At 59.3% G+C, this 24,603-nt stretch carries 17 protein-coding genes and 3 pseudogenes; 13 read left to right on the top strand and 7 right to left on the bottom strand.

Annotated features, from left to right (window positions below):
* Nucleotides 1-10: 10 nt before the first annotated feature.
* Together CI15_RS20415 and CI15_RS20410 are read left to right on the top strand one after the other, a co-directional pair.
* Nucleotides 11-886: an MBL fold metallo-hydrolase gene (locus CI15_RS20415; protein WP_062130272.1), complete on the top strand. Its 876-nt coding sequence runs from the start codon at nucleotides 11-13 to the stop codon at nucleotides 884-886.
* Nucleotides 883-1,941 carry a Bug family tripartite tricarboxylate transporter substrate binding protein gene (locus tag CI15_RS20410; RefSeq protein ID WP_241495876.1) on the top strand — a complete coding sequence of 353 codons (1,059 nt, stop codon included), beginning with the start codon at nucleotides 883-885 and terminating at the stop codon, nucleotides 1,939-1,941. Before CI15_RS20415 ends, CI15_RS20410 begins: the two co-directional genes overlap by 4 nt.
* A gap of 53 nt (nucleotides 1,942-1,994) precedes the next feature.
* Here the strand turns inward: CI15_RS20410 and CI15_RS20405 are convergent, their stop codons facing one another.
* From CI15_RS20405 to CI15_RS20395, 3 genes are all read right to left on the bottom strand, one after another.
* Entirely contained in the window at nucleotides 1,995-3,407 is a 1,413-nt protein-coding gene (locus CI15_RS20405) for an FAD-binding oxidoreductase (RefSeq protein WP_062130271.1), read from the bottom strand.
* Entirely contained in the window at nucleotides 3,404-4,177 is a 774-nt protein-coding gene (locus CI15_RS20400) for a FadR/GntR family transcriptional regulator (RefSeq protein ID WP_062130269.1), read from the bottom strand. Before CI15_RS20400 ends, CI15_RS20405 begins: the two co-directional genes overlap by 4 nt.
* 363 nt (nucleotides 4,178-4,540) lie before the next feature.
* The gene (locus tag CI15_RS20395; protein ID WP_062130267.1) at nucleotides 4,541-6,280 is read right to left on the bottom strand and encodes a site-specific integrase; all 1,740 of its coding nucleotides are present in this window, start codon (nucleotides 6,278-6,280) and stop codon (nucleotides 4,541-4,543) included.
* 447 nt (nucleotides 6,281-6,727) lie between these two features.
* On the opposite strand from CI15_RS20395, the gene CI15_RS37755 reads away from it, so the two are divergent.
* Nucleotides 6,728-7,117, top strand: coding sequence for a hypothetical protein (locus CI15_RS37755; RefSeq protein ID WP_062130264.1), 390 nt, complete (start codon nucleotides 6,728-6,730; stop codon nucleotides 7,115-7,117).
* Between the two features lie 71 nt (nucleotides 7,118-7,188).
* On the opposite strand, the gene CI15_RS20385 is transcribed toward CI15_RS37755, so the two are convergent.
* On the bottom strand, nucleotides 7,189-7,890 hold the full coding sequence (locus CI15_RS20385) for an IS6 family transposase (RefSeq protein WP_062130262.1): 702 nt from the start codon (nucleotides 7,888-7,890) through the stop codon (nucleotides 7,189-7,191).
* Between the two features lie 508 nt (nucleotides 7,891-8,398).
* On the opposite strand from CI15_RS20385, the gene CI15_RS35565 reads away from it, so the two are divergent.
* The 8 genes and pseudogenes from CI15_RS35565 (at nucleotide 8,399) to CI15_RS20350 (ending at nucleotide 17,377) form a co-directional block, all read left to right on the top strand.
* Complete coding sequence (locus CI15_RS35565) at nucleotides 8,399-9,646, top strand: benzoate/H(+) symporter BenE family transporter (RefSeq protein ID WP_241495875.1); 1,248 nt, start codon at nucleotides 8,399-8,401, stop codon at nucleotides 9,644-9,646.
* A 27-nt stretch (nucleotides 9,647-9,673) separates the two neighbouring features.
* The gene (gene proB / locus CI15_RS35560) at nucleotides 9,674-10,816 is read left to right on the top strand and encodes a glutamate 5-kinase (protein ID WP_075643744.1); all 1,143 of its coding nucleotides are present in this window, start codon (nucleotides 9,674-9,676) and stop codon (nucleotides 10,814-10,816) included.
* A gap of 2 nt (nucleotides 10,817-10,818) precedes the next feature.
* The gene (locus tag CI15_RS20375; protein WP_062130259.1) at nucleotides 10,819-11,715 is read left to right on the top strand and encodes an aspartyl/asparaginyl beta-hydroxylase domain-containing protein; all 897 of its coding nucleotides are present in this window, start codon (nucleotides 10,819-10,821) and stop codon (nucleotides 11,713-11,715) included.
* A gap of 361 nt (nucleotides 11,716-12,076) precedes the next feature.
* Entirely contained in the window at nucleotides 12,077-12,685 is a 609-nt protein-coding gene (locus CI15_RS20370) for a DMT family transporter (protein ID WP_241495881.1), read from the top strand.
* A gap of 710 nt (nucleotides 12,686-13,395) precedes the next feature.
* A pseudogene (locus CI15_RS20365) lies at nucleotides 13,396-15,034 on the top strand (phage integrase family protein).
* 673 nt (nucleotides 15,035-15,707) lie between these two features.
* Nucleotides 15,708-16,181 (top strand): annotated as a pseudogene (locus CI15_RS20360) (IS6 family transposase); the annotation flags it as partial.
* A gap of 17 nt (nucleotides 16,182-16,198) precedes the next feature.
* A pseudogene (locus tag CI15_RS20355) lies at nucleotides 16,199-16,657 on the top strand (IS6 family transposase); the annotation flags it as partial.
* Nucleotides 16,658-16,963: 306 nt separating this feature from the next.
* Nucleotides 16,964-17,377 carry a hypothetical protein gene (locus CI15_RS20350; protein ID WP_062130255.1) on the top strand — a complete coding sequence of 138 codons (414 nt, stop codon included), beginning with the start codon at nucleotides 16,964-16,966 and terminating at the stop codon, nucleotides 17,375-17,377.
* A gap of 165 nt (nucleotides 17,378-17,542) precedes the next feature.
* On the opposite strand, the gene CI15_RS20345 is transcribed toward CI15_RS20350, so the two are convergent.
* Together CI15_RS20345 and CI15_RS20340 are read right to left on the bottom strand one after the other, a co-directional pair.
* Nucleotides 17,543-20,653, bottom strand: a complete 3,111-nt coding sequence (locus tag CI15_RS20345; protein WP_062130253.1) for a bifunctional diguanylate cyclase/phosphodiesterase — start codon at nucleotides 20,651-20,653, stop codon at nucleotides 17,543-17,545.
* On the bottom strand, nucleotides 20,653-21,444 hold the full coding sequence (locus tag CI15_RS20340; RefSeq protein WP_062130422.1) for a substrate-binding periplasmic protein: 792 nt from the start codon (nucleotides 21,442-21,444) through the stop codon (nucleotides 20,653-20,655). Before CI15_RS20340 ends, CI15_RS20345 begins: the two co-directional genes overlap by 1 nt.
* Nucleotides 21,445-22,555: 1,111 nt before the next feature.
* Between CI15_RS20340 and CI15_RS20335 the strand changes: the two genes are divergently transcribed.
* Both CI15_RS20335 and CI15_RS37000 read left to right on the top strand, forming a co-directional pair.
* Nucleotides 22,556-22,750 (top strand): hypothetical protein, encoded by a 195-nt coding sequence (locus CI15_RS20335; RefSeq protein WP_062130251.1) that lies wholly within the window; start codon nucleotides 22,556-22,558, stop codon nucleotides 22,748-22,750.
* Nucleotides 22,751-22,807: 57 nt separating this feature from the next.
* Nucleotides 22,808-23,131 (top strand): hypothetical protein, encoded by a 324-nt coding sequence (locus CI15_RS37000; RefSeq protein WP_161950046.1) that lies wholly within the window; start codon nucleotides 22,808-22,810, stop codon nucleotides 23,129-23,131.
* A gap of 179 nt (nucleotides 23,132-23,310) precedes the next feature.
* On the opposite strand, the gene pobA is transcribed toward CI15_RS37000, so the two are convergent.
* A complete protein-coding gene (gene pobA, locus CI15_RS20330; protein WP_062130249.1) occupies nucleotides 23,311-24,495 on the bottom strand; it encodes a 4-hydroxybenzoate 3-monooxygenase in 1,185 nt (394 codons plus the stop codon).
* Nucleotides 24,496-24,603: the final 108 nt, after the last annotated feature.

The following is a 24,603-nucleotide window of genomic DNA, read 5'->3' as shown; positions in this document are numbered from 1 at the left end:
GCGAGGAATCATGAACACGATTTTCCGCATCGACGACATGACGATTCATCGCATCGTCGAATACCAGGCGGCCATGGTGCCCGTCACGTCGATGTTTCCGAACCTGACCCCGGACGTGCTGGCCGAAAACCGTGCGTGGCTGCAATCGCTCGGTGCGCTGTCGGAGGACGATCGCATCGTGCTGTGCTTCCAGTCGTACCTGATCCGCACGCCACGCTTTAACGTGCTCATCGATACCTGCGTCGGCAATGATAAGGAGCGCGAGTCGCGGCCGCACTGGCATCGAAAACACGACGACGCCTATCTGAGCGGACTTGCGCGTACGGGTCTCAGCGTCCGCGATATCGACTTCGTCATGTGCACGCATATGCACGTCGATCACGTCGGCTGGAATACGCGGCTGGAGGACGGTCGCTGGGTCCCGACCTTCCCGAATGCGCGCTATGTGTTCTCGAAGAAGGAACTGGCGTACTGGACCGAGCAGAATGCTCGCGAGCCGGTCGCGCACCTCGTCGATAGCGTGCTGCCGATCGTCGCGGCCGGCCGCGCCGAACTGGTGACGAATACGCATGCGTGCTGCGAACACGTCCGTCTCGTGCCGACGCCAGGGCACACGATCGATCACGTCGCGATCGCGCTCGGACGCAGCCGCGATGCGGCCATCGTGACGGGCGACCTGATTCATTCGCCGCTGCAGTTGCGGCATCCCGAGTTGCGGATGTGGCGCGACTACGATGCCGATCGGGCCGTGGCGACGCGGCGTGATTTTCTCGCTAACCTGGCCGATCGCGACACGCTCTGCTGCACGTCGCATTTCCCCACGCCGTCGGTGGGCCGGATCATGGAGCGACCCCGCTCGCCTGGTTACGAACTGGCCGCGCCATGAGCGACTCGACGAGCCTGATGATGCACGGTGCGCGTGGGTCACGCGGCAAGCTGGCCGGTCTGCGAGACTGGATCGTGAGAACCGTTGCGTCGCGCGCGTTGCCGATCGCGACGACGATCGCCACGGCCGTGCTAATGAACTGGGCGCCGGTCGCGCAGGCCGCTTATCCCGACGCGCCGATCCGCCTGATCATCGCGTTCCCCGGTGGATCGAGCGAAGCGCAGGGGCGCATTCTCGCGCAGGCGCTTGGCAAGTATCTCGGCCAGCCCGTCATCGTGCAGGCGCAGCCGGGTGCCGGTGGCAACATCGCGGCCGCCTATGTCGCGAAGTCGCGCGGTGACGGCTATACGATCCTGCTTGGCTCGAATACCTTCTTCGAGACCAATCCACTGATGTATCGCGACATCGGCTACGACTTGAAGGATCTGAAGCCCGTCAGCACGTTGTCCGAGCAGACCTATGTGCTCGCGGTGCGGCCGTCGCTGCCGATCCACTCGGTGCAGGAACTGATCGTCTACGCGCAGAAGAATCCCGGCAAGCTGACCAACGCGACGGCGGGCTCGGGCAGCCCTGTCGCGCTGGCCGGCATGGAATTCTCGGCGCGTGCGGGCGTGCGCTTTCTCGACGTGCCGTACAAGGGCGGAGGGGAAGACACGATGGCCGTGCTGAGCGGTTTTGCCGACCTCGAATTCAGCGGCGTCACCGACGTCGCCGCGCATGTCGACGCGGGCAAGCTGCGTGCACTCGCGGTGACGAGCAAGGCGCGCGCGAAGCGGCTTCCCGACGTGCCGACCGTCGCCGAATCGGGCGTGGCCGGCTACGAATTCACGACATGGAACGCGGTGTTCGTGCCCACGTCGACACCGGCGCCGATCGTCGAGCGTTTGCATGCGGCGATCGTGAGCGCGCTCAATGAGCCTGAGGTGCAAAGCCGCTTCGAGCAGATCGGCTTCGTTCCGGTCAGCAGCACGGGTGAAGCCGCCGCGCGCCGTATCGCCACCGAGTCGGCCGAGTGGCGGAGCCTCTTCAAGCAAACGGGCGTGACGCCGAACTGAGCGTCAGCGGCGTTTCAATGTGCGGCCCACGTCGGGAAAAGGTCTGCAAGACCTTAGAAGATCTTGCCCGGATTCATGATTCCGTGTGGATCGAAGCACTTGCGGATCTCGCGCATGAGGCGGATGTCGAGCGGGTCCTTGTAGCGGCTGAAGTATTCGCGCTTCAGTTGCCCGATGCCATGTTCGGCACTGATGCTACCGCCATAGCGCATGACTTCATCGAGCACTTCGGCGGTCAGGCGCGCGCCGTGTTCGGCAAAAAAATCTCGCGGCGCGCCGAGCGGACGCGACAGGTTGTAGTGCAGGTTGCCGTCGCCGAAATGGCCGAACACGATCTGCCGGATGCCTTCTTGCTGCTTGACGATCCGTTCGCCGACCGATGCCATGAAGGCAGGAATCGACGCGATCGGCAGCGACACGTCGTGCTTGAGGTGCGGGCCATCCGCGCGCTGCGCCTCGGATATTTCCTCACGCAAGCGCCACATGCTGTTGACCTGCGCAATCGATTCAGACACCGCCGCATCGGCGCACAACTCACGTTCGAGCGCTTCACCGATGACGGTCTCCACGAGCGTGCGCAACGAGGCTTCGTCGACTGTATCGGCAAGTTCGATGAGCACGTAGCCGGGGTGGCGGTCGGCGAACGGCTGGCGTAGGCCGTCGGTTTGCGCCAGCACCATGTCGACGCATTCGGCCGTGAAAAACTCGAAGGCCTGCATGCGCGGCCCCGAGCGCTCGAACAGTAGTTCGAAGAGATGAAGTGCCTGTTGCGGCGAATCCACCGCAGCCAACACGATCACGCGCACGTCGTTACGGGAATACAGCCGCAACGCCGCCGCGGTGATGACACCGAGCGTGCCCTCGGCGCCGATCAGCAACTGCTTGAGATCGTAGCCGGTGTTGTCCTTGCGCAGCGTGTGCAGCCCGTGAAAGATCTCGCCATTGGGCAGGACCGCTTCGAGACCGAGCACGAGCTCCCGCGTCATCCCATAGCGCACGACGTTGACGCCGCCCGCATTGGTCGACAGGTTGCCCCCGAGCTGGCATGAATCCTCGGCCGCGAGGCTCAACGGCAGCAGGCGATGCACATCGGCCGCAGCGCGGCGCAGATTGCCGAGAATACAGCCCGCTTCGGCGACGAGCGTGTTGCCGATCGTGTCGATGCTGCGGATCGCGTGCATACGGTCGAGGCTCAGGATCACGTTGTCCGACCGGGTATCCGGCGTGGCGCCGCCGCACAGGCCCGTATTGCCGCCGCGCGGCACGACCGGCACCCGCGCGTCGGCGCACAGCGCGATACAGGTCGCGACGTCGTCTGTAGTGTTTGGCCGCACGACGGCCTGGGCCTGACCTTTGTACATGCCGCGGAAGTCGCTGAGCCAAGGGGCGATGTCGGCGGGCGTCGTGATGACGGCCTCGGGCCCGAGCTTGTCGAGCAGACTTTGGGAGAAAGCGCTGTTGTTCATTTGGCCTTGGCTTTTTTCGCGGTTGCGGTTGTTGCGGTTGTTGCGACCGGGGCGGCGGCGTCGCTCAGCGCATCGCGTCCGGGAATCGACAGGTTGAGCCGGGCGGTGGCACAGCGCAGATGCGCCATCGCGGCGGCGCGGGCCGCCAGCGGGTCGCCGGCCCGGATCGCTTCGAAAACGCGCAAGTGTTCGTGCTGCGCGTCGTCGGTCAGCCGCTCAAGGGAAAGCGAATGCGTGCGCGCCGTACGCACGGCCCGGCGGATCTGGAGATTGAGGTACTGGAGCAGATCGACGTAGTAGCGGTTGTGGGTCGCCTTGGCGATCGCGACGTGAAAGGCGATATCGAGTTCGACCGCTTCGTCGGGTGCATAGAGCTTGTCGTCGAGCGATCTCAGGATCGCCGCCAGCGCCGCGATGTCCGCCTCCGTCCGACGCACGGCCGCGAGTGCCGCCGCCGCGCCTTCCAGATCGAGCCGCAGTTCGTAGATGCTCGCGAGACTCGCGTGATCTTCGCCTGCGGCGACGGGCACGCGGAAGCCGCCGGCCTCCGTGCGCGCCTTCACGGTGCAGCCCGACCCCTGCCGGCTATCGATGAGCCCCTGCGAGCGCAGGCGCTCCGTGACTTCGCGGATCACGGCCTGGCTCACGCCGAAGCGCGCGGCCAGTTCCTTGCCGGAAGGCAGCCTGGCGCCGACCGGATAGAGGCCGTTGCGGATTTCGTCTGTCATCTGCTGCGCGACCTGCTGGGTCAGCGTCATCGATTTAAGCATCTATTTTTCCAGTTATCAGGTTTGCATGTTATATGAAAACTTTGGGCGAGTAGGAGGATTTGTCAGGGCCGGGGACTTGCCTCGAACGCTTCAGGCGTTGCGGCGCGCCTCAAGGCGAAGAAGAGGGACGTGGTCGCTACGACTGACCGGCTCTCGGCATTGGCTGCCTGTAGGCCGAAGCGGCAAAACGACAGGGGTACTGGGCGCGCACGTCTTCGGCGACCTCGCCATCGACGGTAATGGCCGTAGTCGATGAATAGTCCATCACCCGCAGCAATCGCGGCGAGCCCGTGAAAGAACACATCGGCGTCGGGTTCGATAGCGATTCACGGTCAAGGGTTGGCGAGGGTCGGTTCGTCGGTTTCACACGTCGCGTCGATGCGTGCCGCGCACGACCTCATTGCGCGTACCAAAAGCGTCCCCGATCTGCCGCGCCCGCTTCACCTCGTCGCTGTGCAGATAGAGGGAGGTCGTGGAGACCGAGGCATGACGGAGGTTGTCGCGCACGGTGGTCAACTCGGCACCGCGACCGAGCGCGTGCGTCGCGTGCGTGTGCCGCATCCAGTGCGGGCTCGCGCGGCGCAGTTTCTCTGCGAGGGGCGCGTGGTCAGCTTCGATGGTGTCCGCCGCGAGCAGGAAGAAGCGGCGCAGCACGCCCCACAGGCGCACGCTGCTGATGGCCGCGCCGCTGTCGGCTTCGAGGCTGCCGATGACCGGCTTTTCCGGGCGCCAGAGGGTCTGCGTGACCGGCAGCCCGCGTTCGGCCAGGTAACGCGCGAGAGCCTCCCAGGCAAGCGGGGGCAGTGCGACGCGCGCGAGCTTTTTTCCTTTACCCGTGACGCGCAGCCAGTGTTCACCGCGCGCGTCGGTTTCCACGTGTCCAAGCGTCGCGCCGACCAGCTCGCTTGCTCGCAGTCCTGTTGCGTAGCCAAAATCGAGCAGGAAGCGTAGACGCTGCGCGGCGGGAGCGGTCCAGCCAAGCGACCATTCGAGCCCATCGGCGATCGTGCGCACGAGTGCCCATTCGCCTTCGGTGAACGCATGCGAGGCATCGAGCGTCGATGTGCTATTGCCACCACGCACCTTCACACCCGCGAATGGATTGGCGAGCACATAGCGCTGCTCGATCAGCCAGCGGAACAGAGCGCCGAGAATGGAGAGCGCATGTGCCATCGAACGCGCGGACAGGCTGCCAGTGAACGGCCGCCATTCGGGCGAGGTGCGTGGGCGCACCTGGCCGATCCAGCGTCCGTGTGGCGACGGATGCCGCAGGAAGGCACGATAGGCGATGGCGTCCTCGGTCGTCAGCGATGACAGCGCGCGGCCGCGCTCGACGATCGCCCACAGGATCAGGCGCTCGGCCTCCTTGCGGTAAGTGCGCTGCGTGGCGGGCGACTCCTGCAGCGCAAGCCAGGTCTGTACGGCCTCATAGTCATTCGATGCGTCCAGCGTGCAGCTTGCGTGTGGCGCACGAAACGTGCCGCTGGTCCCGTCGACTTCGTGAGGCAGCTTCAGCGATTCCCACGGCACGATGTCGTTGCGCGGGCTCGCCACGATGAGCGCTCGGGCTTTTTCCGTGAGGGCGGGCCACGCGGCGAAAAACTGTTCGATGACACGCGCGCTCGCCGATCCGAGACCTGGCACCGCTTTCCACCACTGACGCCGCCGCGGAATCCGCACGGTCAGATCGGCCAGTGTCGCGATGCCGTGCGCGCGCAGCACGCGGACCGCACGAGGGGCGAGCCATTGCGCGATGTCGTCGGCAATCCGCGGCTCGGCCGGTCGTGCCGTGCGCAGGACCTCGATCGCGTGTGCAACCGTTTTGGCGTGCTGTTCGCGTTCGTCGGCGGGATGGTCGAGCAGGGCGGCGAGATCGTCGCGATGGATCGCCCGCGCTGCCGCGAGCACCTTCCGACGGATCTTGCCGAGCACGCCGCGTGCGGATTTACCGTCACCCAATGCCGTGGGCAGGTAGCGCGCCACCGCCTGCCGCACCGGCAGGCCGGCATACCACGCGCGCAGCACGGCGAGTTCGTCGGCGTTGGGCAGGCCCGCGGGAGTGGAGTCGGGCATTGACGGTACGGAGGTATCGCGTGTTTTCATGAGCGCGAGTTTAACGCTGAAATCGACGCCTTATGATAAGAAAACTTATCTCAATGACGTGGTTAATTGGCACGTTTGTAACCGGATCCGAGCTGCGCGGACGGGTATCGCCCGGATTGCAAAAGACCGTGCTGTGATCTAGCGACCGGATTTTCTTGGACCCAAAAGCGGACACCTGGTGCTTTTTTCGAACGTCCGCGTTGGGCCCGATTCAGGATGCCTCTGCGTTCCCCAAGCGGTGCTTCTTGTTACATGTGGCGTTGTGTTGCGCCCAGCAACGAGGTTCACTTCACATTCCTCGCATGGACTCCAGCGAGATCGCTGCCGGCAATACGCTGAACGCCGTGCTTGGGATACGGTTCTCTAAATGCCGTGCAGCGTGGCTTGGCTGGACGATGGTCGCCCAAGAGAGTAGGGTTCAATCCTATCGACATCAAGGAGCCCATCGTGCGAACCACGCAGCAAATAAGCATTACCCTGCCGAACGACATGGCGGACGTTGTGAGAGGCAAGGTGCAACGCGTTCTTTGTTCAATCGTTGGCGCGCTTTCCATATGGACACTGGCGGCCTGCCAGCATACGACGCCGAGTTCGTCGATCGGTGTCGGCAACCCCTATCCAGTCAGCAGCTACGTCTGCGATGGGACACGCCTGGCTGTGCGCTTGATGGGAGAAAGCGCCTCGGTCTCCGTTGACGGAGCAGCCGCCGTCGATCTTCCCTCGATCGGAAACTCAGGGACCACGTTTTCCAACGGACGCCAAACGCTGATTATCGAGCAAGGCCGCACGTCGTGGGCCGTTGGGCGCGCCATGCCGGTTGCGTGCACCGGCGGCTAGCGCGGAAGAATTTTGGGGTTCTGTCGCAGTAAGGCTCGCGGAGTAGAGTTGATCGATATGCAAAATACTGCTTATGTTGCCAGTTGGTAGAATTGATCAGCGATGGACGGATGGGCTCCGCGAGCACATTTCATCTGGCCTTTGGCGATCATGTGCACAATCTCGATTCCGGCCAGAAGAATCCGGGCACAGCGAAAAGTTTTGAATCCCAGCATGGGCCTCGTTCGTCGCTTGATCGCGCGATGGTCCTGCTCCACAAGATTCTTGAGATATTTGGACTGGCGGATCTTGATAGACGTTTGACGATCGGCATTGATGGCTTCGAGTGCGGCGAGATTGGCGCCGCTTTTGTCGATGGTCACCGTCTCGGGCGCGCCATTCGAGGCGATCGATGTCTCAAAGTAACGCCGGGCAGCGGTCTTGTCCCGATGGGCGCGTAGCAGAAAGTCAATGGTGTTGCCGTCCCGGTCGACGGCCCGGTAAAGATACCGCCATTCACCCTTGACGCGAATGTACGTCTCGTCCATTCGCCAGCTCTTGCCAACTGGCCGCTTGCGCAGGCGAAACGCATTCTCCAGCACTGGCAACAGCTTGAGCGCCCAGCGATGCACCGTCGAATGATCAACGCAGATGCCACGCTCAGCGACCATCTCTTCAATGTGACGCAGGCTTAGCGGATAGGCCGCGTACCAGCGTACGCACATCAGGATCACGTCGAGCGGGTAATGCAGGCGCTTGAGCACTCGGGCCACTGCGGGATTCAACGTCGTCATCGAAGTTTCTGTCGTTCATCTTATTCCGTACATCATAACGGACCGCTTTACTGCGACAGATCCGTTGGTAGTCTCGAAAATCTCAATTTGCTGTCAACGGAATCGGCAGTAGCCCAACATGTTGCCTCACTTTGCTCCTCAGCCGAGTCACTCGAGCCGGAAGGTCGGCTTTGATCACATTGATATCTCTTTACAACCTATCTCTCTGATAGGTTTATCTTAAAAAAATACTAGGGCCTAATCTAGGTAGTTTTAATGCCTTTAGGTGAATTGCGATCTAGTATCTGCCCGCATATCTTGGAGATATCTTGTCGATTGACATTTGTGTATTGCGATATGTCAAGCCGGCGCATCCAGTATGCGATCGAAACTCCACGAACAAAGTGTGTTATAGCAACTGTTTGTTACACGCGCCCTCCCCGAGATACGGTACAGATCCAAGTAACGATTCGAGTTATGTCGGGCGGAACAAGATGTCAGCGGGAAGGCTGGCATCGTCGGAAGATACATGCCAATGCTCAAACAAATACGCGCAGATTTTTCGCTGTCAGCTGCACTTGCAGGACTCATCGCACTCGTCGCAACCTATAGCGGCCCTGTACTTATCGTTGTCCAAGCTGCACAAGCGGGGCATCTCTCACACGACCTATTGTCCACTTGGATTTGGGCTGTGTCGATTGGCGCCGGCACCGTGGGAATTTGGCTAAGCTTGCGACATAAGATGCCAGTAATCGGCGCATGGTCCACTCCGGGTGTTGCGCTGCTTATTGTCGCGCTTTCCCACTATCCATTTCGCGATGTAATCGGCTGCTATCTTGTCGTGTCCATTGTTATTGCAGCGATTGGTCTCTCGGGAGTTTTCAATCGACTGATTGAGCATCTGCCTGCTCATTTGCTCTCCGCGATGATCGCCGGTGTGCTCTACGAATTTTGCGCCGGCATATTTAGCTCGCTCCAATCTGCGCCGAGAATTGTAGTGCCCGTCGTCGTTGTATACGTTGTATGTCGCCGCTTTACCCCGCGGTATGCCGTTGCGCTAGCGCTACTTATAGGGGTCATCGCATCTCTTCCAGGAGCGAGTTTTGGCGTTCACGGAATTGACATTCGCATTGTAAAACCGCAGGTCACCATGCCGAGTTTTTCAGCGGAAGCGCTGATTGGTTTGGGACTACCGTTGTTTCTCCTCGCGCTAACTCAACTAGCTACGTCCATCCACATTCTCCGGAGCGCGGGCTATGACATTTCCCCACGATCGGTAGTTGGCGCTAGCGCACTAATGTCAATTCCCCTGTCATTCTTCGGAAACTCAGGAATCAACCCCGCAGCAATTGTAGGAGCGATGTGCGCGAGCAATGAGTGCCACGAAGACCCGCAACGCCGATACATATCTGGTGTCGTCTGTGGTGTCGGCTATCTCATCGTTGGAATTTTTGGCGCGTCGGTCCTTGCTCTCTTCGCTCGCCTTCCCGCTGGTTTGACGACTACATTAGCAGGCTTAGCGCTCTTCGGTACATTCGTATCGAGTTTGGCATCTGCCTTCGCAAGTGAGAAACATCGCGAAGCCTCGGCTATCACGTTTGTGGTTACGGTCTCTGGTATGTCTTTCTTCGGCCTCGGGTCTGCTCTCTGGGGACTAATTTCCGGTGCGATTTTTTCGATCGCTCTCGCCAAAAAGTCGTCTCTGACCCCTACTAAGAAAAGACATATGAATTCTCAGCAGGCTTCAGTGACCGCCGCACAATCAGAGCGGACCTAGTCCAATCTCATCGAAACCATACTCAAGATGACAGGATACGCAGGCAGCCCATCTGAGACTAGGTGGGTTATCAAGATCGGTAGTTCACTTCTTACCCAGGATGGGAAGGGCCTCGACTACACCGCACTGGCCGGCTGGGTGGATGAAATATCTGGGTTACACAATGCCGGCATGGAAATTGTCGTCGTTTCATCCGGTGCCGTTGCTGAAGGATTGAGTCGCCTCGGATGGCGAAAACGTCCATCTGAAATTGCAGCCCTCCAAGCCGCTGCTGCCGTTGGCCAAATGGGATTGATGCAGGCATATGAAATTAACTTTCGACAAAGGAATATATGTTCAGCCCAGGTTCTTCTGACCCACGAAGACTTCTCTAGTCGTCAGCGTTATCTCAATGTGAAGGGCACTCTCAACAAGCTCGCACAAATGCGAAGCATTGCAGTCGTTAATGAAAATGACACTGTTAGCACGGAAGAGATATGTTTTGGCGACAACGACATGCTCGCTGCACTTGTTGGAAATATGATTAAGGCAGATCGACTTGTCATTCTTACCGACCAAGTTGGATTGCTGACCAGCGACCCCAGAACTGTTCCGAACGCCGAGCTGATTCAGCGTGCGGATGCTGAAGACGAAAGGCTCCTTGATATAGCAGGTGGCGCTGGTCACATAGGCCGGGGCGGAATGCTAAGTAAGGTCAAATCCGCTCGAATGTTTGCCCTATCAGGCGGCACGACCACTATCGCTTCCGGCAGGACCAAGGGTGTACTTGAGCAAATCCGGCGACGAACTGCAACCTGTACTGAATTGGTTCCTAGTACGGAGAGCCTCCCTGAGACCGAACGCTGGCTTGCCGGTCAACTGACAACCTACGGCACAGTAGTGGTCGATTCAGACGCTCTACAAGCACTTTTGCGCGGTGGAAAGAGTATTCAAGCGGACGACGTACTTGGTGTGCGGGGAAGTTTCCAGCGGGACGACGTGGTGACTATCGCGTCACCTGATGAACGTGCTGTGGCAAAAGGTCTTAGCAACTACAGTGCGCAAGAAATCCAACAGGTTGTCATGCGGAGTCGAGAACACGCACCATCGAATCCTCGAGTCGACCCACGAATTATCGACTTGATCGACTACCGAAACATCGCTTTTAATTTTTTCAACAAAAGGGAATAAAGATGGCGACTTCTACACGCCTCGTAGGACGTATCAAATTCGATGGCGAATTATTGAAGAATGACTTGAAGGTCCTCTCGGAGCTCCCGTCTATCAAGGAGCAATATGACGAGTTCGGTTCCGGAACATGGATCAATCACTCGCTCTACAACAAATCAGGAGAGTGGAAAGACACAGTCTTTACCGACATTAACCATCCCGCGATCCAAACGGAAGTCGGCGCAGCGATGCCGTATCTCAGCAGAATTATCGAGGAATATTTCGATACCGATCATATTTCGATGGCGCGCGTACGAAACCTCATTGACGGCCTTGTCATTCCGCACACTGATTTTCTCGAACTCTCCAAAGAGAAGGCCCAATACGTTCGAATTCTTATTCCTCTTGAAACCTGCATCGACTCTTATCATTCTGAAGAGAAATTCGGCGTCTTTCGTATGCGAAAGGGCGACATTTGGATTTTGGAGTCAACGGTGCCGCACTCTGCTATCAATCTCACCTCCGATAACCGACGTATCCTCAGCCTGGATTTTCGATATGCTGATGTAGAAAATCCCCACTATTCGCTGATTTTCAAGGACCGTTCGATTCATGACGAGACGGTTGAGCCTGCCGTTGTCTCGCGGACACCAATTGAATCGGAAGATTTGCAAGACTACCTTGAACAGCTTTCAGAGCGATTTCACGATAAGGACGATGCTGAACAAATTTTGGTGAAGCTGTCGCAAATTCAACTTCGCTTCGACTCCCCTGTAAGTGATATTTACAAAAATCTGTCTGAGGTCGCAAAGCTGACCCAACGCGAAGACCTCGTGGAGCACTGCGAGAAAATGCGGACGTTTTATATTGGATCGCGCGCAATGAACGAGCGCTTCCCACTCCGCAAGGGTCTTTTCTAGGGACGAAACCTCGCTGCCCCCTCGCGCTTCATGTTGGAAAGAACGGTCCGAAGCGCGGGGAGCCGCCATGGCGCGCCCTCGCTGCCTGCCCATCTCATCTGCCTTTCATGAAGCCAAGAACTTCAGCAAGCGTTTTACCGCGACACCATCTACTAGGGCTGAACTTGCTAAGGACTCGTGCCGCAACGGTGCAGTTGCATGTTGCAACCTTGCTTTTCGGGGCTGCGGGAGTGATTGGCCGGGCCACAGCCCTGTCACCACTAATGCTCGTTGAAGCACGGGCAAGCCTTGCCGCGTTAGCACTGATTTTCATCATGCGGCTAAGAAAAATATCATTTGAGTTAAAAGCGGATCATTGGAAGTGCTTTTTATACTCGGGGCTCTACTAGCCTTTCATTGGTATAGCTTTTTTCTAACAATTCAACTATCTGGCGTAGCCATCGGTTTATTCTCATTTTCATCATTTCCGATTTTCGTCGTGTTTCTGGCACCATTTGTTGAAAAGTCGGCTGTAAATACTCATCACCTTGCACTCATTCCGGCAATGTTGTTCGGAGTTTGGCTTATGATGTCAACGCACAAAATTGGGTTATACGTCATCCGAGGATCTGCATGGGGAATCGCATCCGGCTTCACCTTTGCACTCATGCAGCTGGTCAGCAGGGTGCTCGTAGAAGAGCAAAATCCAATTAAGATAGCTGCCTATCAAAACTCTATCGCTACACTCATTCTTCTGCCGATGATGAGGCATGTCGGACTACCCGAAACAGCACAAGCGATTGCTGCATTATTTTTTTGGGGTGTGATTTGCACAGCACTGGCCCATACGCTGTTCATAGCAGCCATGCGCCATGTCAGTGTCGCAACGGACAGCATGTTCACCGATCTGGAACCTTTGTACGGGTCGGCAATTGCGGCGCTGTTCTACGTGAACTACCGCTTGTCAGAACCGTGGTCGGAGGCACAATAGTTCTCGCAACAGCCATGGTGGCTTTGCGGGCGCGCTAGGTACATGAGAGCTTATCCTGCAGTGCTCCACTCAAACAGAATTTTCGAGGAAATGTTTGAGATTGGTCACGGGATTGGATTATCTCCACAAAAGCTCTATAGATAGAAAATTTTTTGCTCCCTAATAGAAGCATTATGCCATCTATCATCGATAATTCATCGTTTTCCCCTGGATTTCCAACAAATGCAGATGTTCTGGATGTTCTTAGGAAAATTAGGCGAAAAGAATTAGAAATACAATTCCACGAACAATTATTCACCGATTTGATTCGACTTGAATTCATTTCGTTGAAGTGTAATATTTCATACAGCCACGTACGATACGCTTGCTGTCAGAATGCGGGAATCAACTGCATAGTTCTCACAGCACGGGGACATGCCGCACTAGACTGGCTGATTAGCCTTGAAAGGTCTTCTCGTTGGGCCGAGCGTCGCTGGGAATATTACGGCCACTAGGGAAAGCTTGATTTGTCGGCTCGGTCGTGATCGTGGACGAAGCCAAGGGCGTTGTAACGGGATCCAAAATGCGACGTGTCAAATCATCTTTCCGGGAGGCGGAGAACGTGGGCAATAAGTGACCCGCGGCGAGTAATCTCTTGGGTGCGCGAAACGTACCTAGACTGATAAGAGATATTATCAGTCCGCATGCAAATTCAGTCTAAACTGGTACTCATGAAAACGCGTGACACTGAATTCGTCGCCTTCCCCGACGACGCCGAGCTGGCCGCATTGCGGGCGTGGTACACCGGGCTCGATGCTCGTACGGCAGTCATGCGCTATTTGGGCAGCCGTAAGGCACCGGGCGCATCAGCGCGCGGCGTGCTCGGCCGCATCCGGCGGGTTCTGGTCGCCTTTGCGACGAGCCGGCATCGCGCCGACCTGACGGTGAACTTCCGGGAGCGCTCCGCGGTGACCGCTGATGCTGTCACCCGTGCGATCGAAGCACTGCGGAAGTTGCCGATACCGGTACCACACATCGCCGATGACATCGGCCAGTGGTAGCCTCCACGGGTGGTGGCCGCCCTGCAGGCGCACGGGATCCGGACGCTCGCAGATTTGACCGTGCGGATTCCGCGCCGGCGGCGCCGGTGGACGACGATCGTCGGGCTCGGCGCTGCAGGCGCACGCCACGTCGAAGGATTCTTTGCCGCCCATCCAACTCTGACTGAACGTGCCCGTGCGCTGGTTGCGGCAGCACCTTCAGGGCCGATCGCGCCGTGGCTCGCAAGGACAGTTTCGCGCACCACCGCACGTATGTTTGCTCAAGGCGTCGAACGACTACGAGGCCGTGCAATCCTGGTGTCCCTGCACGAATCCGCCGCCACGGAGCGCGCCTACCGGAAGGAGGCGGAATGCCTGATGCTATGGGCGATCGTCGCGCGGGGCTGTGCGCTGTCTTCGCTGACCACCGATGATGCGATCGCCTACCGGGCGTTCCTTCGCCGGCCAACACCGCGCGAACGCTGGGTCGGGCCGTCGCGGACGCGACAAAGCGTGGAATGGCGGCCGTTCAGTGGACCATTGTCGACCCGCTCCGCCGCGTACGCGCTGACCGTCCTGGCGGCACTGTTCCGCCGGCTGGTCGAGCAGCGCTACGTCCTCGCGAATCCGTTCGCGGGTGTCAGGGTGCGAGGGCGGGTGAAGACGGGCCTCGACGTCACCCGCGGCTTTACTGAAGGCGAATGGCTGCTGCTCCGCACGATCGCCGATGGCCTCGAATGGTCCTGCGGCTGGAGCGAGACGGCCGCACAGCGCCTTCGGTTCTTGCTGGATTTCGGGTACGCGACAGGCCTGAGAGCCAGTGAGCTGACAGACGCAACGCTCGGTGACATCCACGTCGACGAGCATGGTGATCAATGGCTGCACCTTGTCGGCAAGGGCGGCAAGACTGGCAAGGTCGCGCTCCCGGCACTGGCGCGCAGGGCGCTGGATCAGTACCTGGTGCAACGCCGGTTGCCCGTCACACGGGAAAAGATGGGACCCTGCAACGGCCATCGTGGCCAGCCTCGTGGAAGATGGCGCAGGCATCGAAACCACGCGACTCGGACGCGTGCTGCTGCGCTTCTTCGCGCTGGTCGGCGAGTCAGTCGAGGATGAGCGGCCCACGATGGCGGCGAAGCTGCGCCGGGCGAGCCCGCACTGGATGCGTCATACGCACGCTTCGCATGCGCTCGCGCGCGGGGCCGAGCTGATCATGGTGCGCGACAACCTGCGCCATGCGTCGATCTCGACCACGTCAACCTACCTGCACGGCGACGAGGTCAAGCGGGCGAGGCAGTACGATCAGGCTTTTGGTGTTGCCGAGCGGTAGGGACGGCGGCTACATGGCCATTAACCCGCCCCCATGAAAGCGCCAACTTTACTTCGCAGCAGCCCAAACCAATTGATTTTGCGTGAAAATAATTCTTCAACACTGCGCAAATTCACCTGAATTCGGCGAAGGTTCAACTTTACTTCGCAAAACGCACCAACATTACTTCGGCGGACGCAGCGCGCGAGCAGGAAGTTACCGTTGCGATCGGAAAAGTCCGGGCGATCGTCAGCGAGTATTCGCTGGCGCCGGATCAGGTGTTTGCTCCACCTAAAGTTAAACGCGGACCGAAGCCTAGAACCAAGCCGCCGAAGTATCGTGATCCCGTGTCCGGTGCCACATGGAACGGTATGAGGCATGAGCCGCTTTGGATCAAGGGACAATCGCGGGAGCAGTTTCTGATTCAAGTCTGACACGACGGAAAACACATGAAAAATGGGCTAGTTCTGCTAATTACGCTGAGCGTCTTGCTAGTGATAGTGGGGCTCGGTCTCTTCCATTGGCAAGGCGTGAACGTTTGTAACGGCAGCCTCCGGGGCAGCAGGTTCGTCTGTAGCTAAACAGGGGAAAACATGACGAACAAGAGACGTTGGACCTACGCCGAATTAACGGATCTGTCGCAGTAACGCGGTCCGTTATGATGTACGGAATAAGATGAACGACAGAAACTTCGATGACGACGTTGAATCCCGCAGTGGCCCGAGTGCTCAAGCGCCTGCATTACCCGCTCGACGTGATCCTGATGTGCGTACGCTGGTACGTGGCCTATCCGCTAAGCCTGCGTCACATTGAAGAGATGGTCGCTGAGCGTGGCATCTGCGTTGATCATTCGACGGTGCATCGCTGGGCGCTCAAGCTGTTGCCAGTGCTGGAGAAAACGTTTCGCCTGCGCAAGCGGCCAGTTGGCAAGAGCGGGCGAATGGACGAGACGTACATTCGCGTCAAGGGTGAATGGCGGTATCTTTACCGGGCCGTCGACCGGGACGGCAACACCATTGACTTTCTGCTACGCGCCCATCGGGACAAGACCGCTGCCCGGCGTTACTTCGAGACATCGATCGCCTCGAATGGCGCGCCCGAGACGGTGACCATCGACGAAAGCGGTTATGGTGCAATTCCGATGCGTCGGTCTGTTAGCCTTGAGCTTTTGACGATCATGAGCCAATGAGCAAGCTGAAAGATATGGAGTGGTTGTTCAACGGCCGTCATTTCGACCGCGAAGTCATCGTCCTTTGCGTACGTTGGTATCTGCGCTAAAAGCTCAGCCTGCGAGATCTTGTCGAGATGATAGCCGAACGCGGCCTGTCGCTGGCCCACACGACGATCCTGCGTTGGGTGAAGCACTACACGCCGGAGTTCGTCAAACGCTGGAACCGGCTGGCCGCGACATCCGGTCGGTCGTGGCGCGTCGACGAGACCTACGTGAAGATTCGGGGCAAATGGGCCTATCTTTACCGTGCTGTCGACCCTGCGGGAAAGACGATCGATTCTCGCCTCAGCGCCAGGCGCGATGTGGCGGCAGCAAAGGCGTTCTTCGCGAAGGCGATCAAACCGCAGGGGCGCGCTCCCGAAGCGATTACGCTGGACGGCTACGCGGCGTCCCATCGGGCTGTCCGCGAGATGGGATGCCTTCAGGATTCGGGAAAAAACGTACGCTAGCGGCCCGCAAAGCCTTACTGGGTAAGGGCGCGAGTCATCAGTCCAGTGATCGTCAAGCCGACAACACGATCGGACGATAAGCCGTTGATTTCATTGATTGTGCGGTGCGGCTATCGTGCTAAAAAATCCGAATCCTGATGGCACCCCGACAAGGTCGCAAGCTATATCCTTGCCCTGAATTGGAGCAGGACAGGAGGACTCACGGCGGGAACGGCCGCGGTGAAAGCATCACCCAAGCGACAGCGCCGGTCACATCTGGATTGTGTGGCGGTGGCGTATGTCGATAAGAAGTGGTACATCGCGTCGAACGTTATCGAATTGACGGATCACGAAATCGTCTTGACCGACGCCCCAATCGGGCGCGCGGTCGACGCGGCAGAGGAGTTTGGCGGTGTCCGATACTACAGCGCGCTCACGCACAACTACGAGATAGTGCGCGTAGGAGGCGACACCATGCACGCGGAAATGAAGATCCTCAAACGGCTCGAATCGCTCGGGTTATTGGAGCAATGTACACGCATCGGCGTCTCGAAGCCGTGCTGTCCGCAATGCAAGGGCGTACTCGACGACTGGGAGATCGACGATACGTCGTACCACGCGGTCATGCCCGGGGGCGACAGGTGGGTCGATCCGGGCATCGGCGTTCCATTGCGCGTCACCCTGAGTGCAATGGGCATGTTGTAGCGGGCAGGCCGTGCGCCTTCGCCGTACGCGCAAGAATGCAGGCGTGTATGCGCACGTTGCGAACGTCGATCGTATCCTCAGCGAAAGGCTTACGCCGCACGACAGTGCTGAATTGCGGCTGCTGCTCGCGGTCTGGCTGTCGGCGCGCGAGTAGGCCCCTGCCGATTACTCGGCCGTGCATTGACGCGCTTCGAACCTGCTCAGCACCGCTTCAAAACCCTCGACGGGCAGCGGGCGGCAGAAGTAGTAGCCCTGATACGCGTAACACCCCACCGCAGCGAGGAACTCACACTGAGCCTCGGTCTCGACGCCTTCGGCGATCACACCCAGACCGAGGCTGCGCGCGAGCGCCACGATGGTTTTTGCAATCACGGCATCGTTAGGATCGACGAGCACGTCGCGCACGAAGGAGCGGTCGATTTTCAGCTGATCCAACGGCAAGAGCTTCAGATACGACAGCGACGAATAGCCAATACCAAAATCGTCGAGTGCGAAAACGACACCTTTCTCCCTGAGCGCGCTCATCTTTTCGATGATGTCCTGGACATTGTCCACGAGCACGCTCTCGGTCAACTCCAGCTTCAACCTGTTCGGCCGCGCGCCCGTACGGCGAACGATGGCGAATACCTTGTCCACGAAATCAGGCTCGCGGAACTGCTGGACGCTGACATTGACCGCTATCGTGAGATGGGCCGTGTCCGGCCGCGTCGCCCAACGTGCCAGTTGCGCGCACGCTGCCTCCAGGACCCAGTTGCCCAGTGCGAGAATCAGTCCCGTTTCTTCGGCGAGTGGGATGAAATCGGCGGGCGGCACGATGCCGCGCTCGGGGTGCTGCCAGCGTACCAGGACTTCGGCGCCCGTTATTCGATTGCAATCGATCTGCGCCTGATAATGAAGCAGCAACTGATTGTTCTTGATGGCGTTTCGTAATCCCACTTCCAGCGCCGCCCGTTCCAGTACGACGGTCTGCATGTCCGGATCGAAGAAACGCACGGCATTGCGACCCCTTTCCTTTGACCGATACATCGCGAGGTCGGCCTGCTTCAGGAGTTCGTCCATCGAGGCTTGGTGGCCGCGGAACACAGTCGCGCCGATACTCGCGGTACTGCGGTATTCGATCTCCCCGAGCTGATAAGGATTGCTCAAAACGGCGAGGATCTTTTCGGCTATGGCTTCGGTCTGACGGGCCGCTTCCTGACGGCTTTTGTGCAAATTGCCGACCACTACCACGAATTCGTCACCGCCCACCCTGGCGACAGTATCGTTCTCCTGCACGCTCGCCGCCAGACGTTGCGCTACCTGCTGGAGCAGTAGATCGCCCTTGTCGTGGCCCAGCGTATCGTTCAACGTCTTGAAGTGGTCCAGGTCGATGAAGAGCAGGGCGCCGCACACTGCATTGCGCGCGCTGGCCGTGATGGCCTGCTTCAGCCGGTCTAGTAGCAGGGTGCGGTTGGGCAAGCGGGTCAACGCGTCGAAGAAGGCCAATTCCTTGATCTTTTCTTCCGCGATCTTGCGCTCGGTAATGTCGTGATGCGTCACGACATAGTGGCTGACGATGCCGTCTTCACCCACCACCGCGGAAATCGTGATCCATTTCGGATACACCTCGCCGTTCTTGCGACGATCCCAGATTTCCCCCTGCCAGCCGCCCGCGCGATGAATCGTGTCCCACATCTGCTCGAAAAATGCGTCGTCGTGACGGCCCGATCGAAGTCGTCGCGGCGTGTGGCCCACGATTTCCTCGGCCGTATAACCGGTGCATTCGGTGAACGCCGAGTTCACGCGCAAGATCACCGCGTTGATATCCGTGATCATCATCGGCTCCATCGAGTCGAATGCGACCGCGGCAATCCGAAGTTCAGCCTCGGCCTGTTTGCGCTCGGTAATGTCGCGGCCGCTCGTACGGAATCCGATGAAATCGCCCCGCGCGTCGCTGATCGGAACCCAGGACGCGGACAGCCACATGAGCGAACCATCCTTGCGCACGCAGCGAAACTCCAGGTCATCGCCGCGAAAACCTTGGAGCGCCTTGCGGAACTCGGGGTCGACGCGCGGGATGTCCTCCGGATAAATCACCGTGCCGGCAAAGTCGCTCAAGGCCATGCATTCGTCGACGGTATAGCCGATGTACTTCTCTACGGCCGAGTTGATCCAGCGCGGCTTGCCGTCCGGTCCCCACCAGATCTCCCAATTGACGGTACAGTCGGCAATCGCGCGGAATTTCTCCTCACTCTCGCGTAATTCCTTCGTCATCGCCGAGGCAAGGCGCATAGCGCGGCCGCGGCCCGTCATGATGAGCCAGGTGAGGAGCGCCAGCAGCAGGCTGAGGCCGGTGCCGATGCTCGCGATCTGGAAGCTCGCGTTGCGGCCGAAACGCGCCTTGAAGTCGTCCTGCGCGCTCATCGAGAGTGTCCAGTCGTGTCCACCCACGACCAGATATTCATTCGCCGACATGTCCGTCGCCAGGTGATGACCGGGCGTCCCGGGTGTCCTGTGCAATAGCGCGGCGCCCGACGGTTCGACGCCGTCGTAGATCGCGATGCTCAGACCCGGCGGCTGCTCGCCGTACAGGCTGGCGATAACGTCGTGCATCCGGAAAGACGCGAAAACCCAGCCGACCAGGTGCGCGCGTCGCTGAGCGACGCTGTCCTGCGGCTGACCTCGCGCGTAGATCGGCAGGTACATGACGAAACCGGGGCGCGCATTGGCATCGACGTCCACAGCGAGGCGAACCTTGCCGGAAATGGTCGCCATACCGGAATCGCGCGCCTGCTCCATGGCGCGCCGCCGCACGGGGTCGGCCCACGCGTCGAAGCCGGGCGGCACGCGGTTGATGCCGATATAGGGTTCGCGCTGGATGATGGGCGCGTAGTCGTCGCGCGCGCCCGCAGGCTGGATCGCGTAGTCGTGCAAGCCCTGCTGGCGCATCGCCGCTATATGCTCGGCCTTCTGTGCGCGCGGCACCCACGCGACAACGCCAATCGCCTGAATACCGGAGAAGTTGGGGTCGAGATTGAGCGTGTCGACATAGTCGCGGAATTGCTCGCGGCTGACCTCGCCGCTCGCGACAAACTGGCTCTGCACGCCGCGCAGCAGGAGTTCGTAAGTGCCCATGCGCTGCTCGATCCGGCTGACGGCGTCGCCGAGCGAGAAGTCGAACTGGCCGAGGAGTTCGTGACGGGCCGCTTGCCGCTCATGGTCCCAAAGCATCCACGTGACGCTGAGCGCCGCGGACAGGACCAGCAGGGGAAGCAGGACGAGGCGTGTCCAGTTCACTACGGCGTCTGGAAATTGACCATCGAGTCGACGAGGTCGGGTTTGAAATACTTCGCAAAGATGCGCCGGACCGTGCCGTCCGCACGCATTTCGTTCACCAGGGCGCGCCACTTTTCGCGCTCGGCCGGCGGCAGTGCTTTCTTCGACATGATGAGACCGTGAGGGACGGCGGGGTCGTCGAATTCCACGATGCTGGTCACGTCGCGGATTTTCTTTTCGTCGATCGAAGGGTAATCGAAAGGCTCGATAATCATGCCCTGAATGCGCCGCAGAATCAGCGCCTGGTAGAGCGGATCGAGACCGCCGGCCTGACTGACGCGGTTTTGGGCCGCCAGGGTATCGACGAGCCGGTTGGCCGACTCGCTGTAACGGAAGCTGCGGATCACGCCGAGTTGAAACTGGTCGTGGTTCTCGAAATCGGCGAGGCGGTGGATCCCCGCGTCCTTGCGCACCAGCAGATAGTATTTGTCGCTGAAATACCAGGCGAAGTCCGCGTACTGATTGCGCTCGTCGTTAGCGATGCCCGACAAGCTGAAATCGAGTGCGCCGGATTCGATCAGCTTCCAGATGCGGGCCCGCGACATCAGGCTGACCCTGATCTGGCAACCGCTGCGGCGGATCAGTTCGTCGGCGAAGTCCTTGTCGATGCCGGTGTCGGTATCGACGGAATAGAGCAGACCGTGATCGTGCAAAGCGAGCGTGAATGACCGCGAGCATTCGGGGCCTGAGGCCATCGCGCTACCGATACAGCTCAGCGCCAGCAGCAACCCGGCAAGGCCATGTCGAATCACAGTACCTCCGTCGTACGAAGATGACTTGAATACCCAATCAATATTGCCTGCATGACGCGGGCGGACGCTGCGCACCATAGGGCCGCCTTGAATGGGGCTAATGCTTTTTATTTGACGAGAAAGCATACATCGTCCGGCGCAAACGTCAGAAGATTCAAACGAACGCGCTCTGTACGCAATGTCGGCAACGCGCGGCAATTCTTGAGGGCGGGGGAGCTTTTTTTCGCTCGCGTGTCTTGCCCATCGGTGTGCCGGTTTGGCGCAGAACTGGTGATGGAGAAGCGTCAGTTGGTTGAGGGAACCGTGCAGTTCCTGAGGCATCGAGTCCGTCAGGTAGGGCGACGGCGATGCTCAGCGCTAGTTCCAGATAGTTGCCTGCCTTCTTCGAGTCCGGTTGGCCGGGTCGGGCGCGTCAGGATCGTCGACGATCGGCACGAGGCTTTCGCATCGACGGATATCCCGGACCACGCGAGCGGCGGGAGACGTCCGCGCCCAAGCAGGTGTAGCGCCGAGGAATCTCGCTTCCTTCGTGGAAAGCTTGCGAGGTGAGGGTGAAGGCTGTGGGAGCGCTCCTCGGCGCAAGCCTGCGCCGCCAGCTAGTGCTTGCGATGCATCCAGCTCATATGATGCGTGTCGAGCCACTGGCCAAGGCTCTCTCCCGGGTGATCGCGCCTGTAGCGCCTGGAAAGGGCCGATGCAACGACAACGATAACCACAAGGCCAACCCAAAAACTGATCATTGACTGAGTCATGGCAGCCTCCTTAGGGAACGCGACCATTCCTAAATTCTAGTCAATGGCGGCCGGACTGGCTCAACTTGAGAGGGTGGAGGCCGCACCCGCTGTCGCTGAAGTTTTGGTCTCCCCGAGCGATCGGCCACCGCCCCCAGCAAGACGCATTTGCCTCGCCGCCACCATACTTGTTGCGGTGCAGCGCGCCCCGATCTACCCAATATGCGGGACGACCCTGGATTGCCGCGCCGCTGCGCTCCCCCTTACCATCAACTCCCCGCGCCATTGCAGCGGTTGTGCCACCGGCAGGCGACGTCAAAAGCGAGCGCCTCAGCCGACGTAATCCATACAGCACCTTCCCAGGCTATCAGGAGACAAGAATGCTCAGCGCTCATGAATTTGCGACATTGATGTTGGTCAGGGATTCGGCTGACCACATTGCCGAGCGGCAAGAACTCGATACGCTGCTTGAACGTCAGCTCGTCACCATGGAAAGGCTCGCCGGGGGGGCAGTGCGACCTCGCGTGACGCAGGACGGCGATTCGCTTCTTCGTAACCTCAAACGCATACACTGAGACATCGGAACCTGCCGCGGGTCGACTGGGACTCGAGCGAGCAATCGATCTCAACCGATGAACCGCGAAGTGCTGACGAGCCCTCAGAGCTTCGACTTCCCGATCGTAGCCGCCGCGGTGGCACGCGCACAAGCTGGAGTCGGCGCAGCCCGCAGACTCGGACCACCATTTCTTCAGCACCATCCCATACGGGAGGTGGCCAACAAAACACGCCCGTTCGGGCTGTGGCGCGAGTTTGATCGACAGCAGACCACAATCGCGCACATCGGGTACCGACAAGCATACCGAGGTCCAACCACGACATTTCCAAATGGCCAGAACACGACATTACTAAAAAGCTCTGACATCAGATTTGGTGATAAATTACGTTATGTCAAATAACAATGCCATCCGTTGACGACCACTTGTGTATCTACCGGCGCCCCCTACGATTTGCGCGTGCAAGCACGCGCCTTCCTTCGACCGGATTGGCGACGGGACATCGCCGCCGCCAATGAGCCGCAGAGTCAGCGACGTAATTTGCCGATGCTCCCACCCGGTATCAAGACCGCCGCGTGACCTTACTCGATCGGCTCGTACGGCAAACCGACATAGTTCTCCGCGATGGTTTTCAGCCCCGCCTCGGAACCCGTGTAGTAGTCGTAATCCGTGCGTTGCATGCGCTTGTCGAATGCATCGCGTTCTGGAAATTCGTGCAGCAGATTGGTCATGAACCAGGAGAATCGCTCCGCTTTCCAAACGCGTCGCAATGCCACCTCGGAGTACTTGTCGAGCAGGTCGATCCGACCGTCCTGATAGACGCTCCGCAGAATGCGATAAAGCGTGCGCACGTCACTGGCGGCCAGATTCAGCCCCTTCGCACCGGTCGGCGGCACGATATGCGCCGCGTCTCCCACCAGGAACAGTTTGCCGTACTGCATCGGCTCGACCACGTAGCTACGCAGGGGCGCGACGCTCTTCTCCAGTGAACGGCCCGTGACGATCTTGCCGGCGACATCTTGCGGCAAACGGGTTTTCAGTTCGTCCCAGAAGCGCTCATCCGACCAGTCCTCGACTTTCTCCGTCAACGGCACCTGAAGGTAGTAACGGCTGCGGGTCATCGAGCGTTGGCTGCACAGCACAAAGCCGCGTTCGTGGTGAGCGTAAATCAGCTCGTGGTTGACGGGTGGCGTGTCGGAGAGCAGACCAAGCCAACCAAACGGGTACAGCCGCTCGTAGTGCGTCAGCACCTCTTCGGGAATAGTCTTGCGCGCTACGCCATGAAAGCCGTCGCAGCCTGCAATGTAGTCGCACTCCAGCCTGAACGTCTCACCGTTCTTTTCGAACGTGACGTAGGGACTTTCCCCCTTCACGTCATGCAACTGGACGTTGCCGGCTTCGTAGATCGTGGTTGCGCCACTCGCCGCGCGCGCTTCCATCAGGTCGCGCGTCACCTCGGTTTGACCATAAACCAATACCGACGAGCCGCCAGTCAGCTTCTTCAAATCAATGCGATCGCGCCGGCCGCCGAAGACCAGTTCGATCCCGTCATGGACAAGCCCTTCCGCATCCATGCGTTCACTGACACCGGCTTCTCGCATCAGATCCACGGTGCCCTGCTCGAGCACCCCAGCACGAATGCGGCCCAGCACATATTCGCCGGTTTGCCGTTCCAGAATGACGTTGTCCACGCCGGCCGTTTGCAACAACTGGCCAAGCAGCAGCCCAGACGGGCCAGCGCCGATGATCGCGACCTTGGTTCGCATCTCCACCTCCTCCACTGTTTCACCTGATCGCCGCCTCGTGTCCGGACGACACTGCTGTAGCGGCTTAAGTCATATTTGAACTGTATTTTTTTTCAATTCATAACCCTT

Origin of the sequence: Paraburkholderia monticola (assembly GCF_001580545.1) — a bacterium.
Taxonomy (GTDB): domain Bacteria; phylum Pseudomonadota; class Gammaproteobacteria; order Burkholderiales; family Burkholderiaceae; genus Paraburkholderia; species Paraburkholderia monticola.
This window is presented reverse-complemented; position numbering and strand designations above follow the sequence as displayed.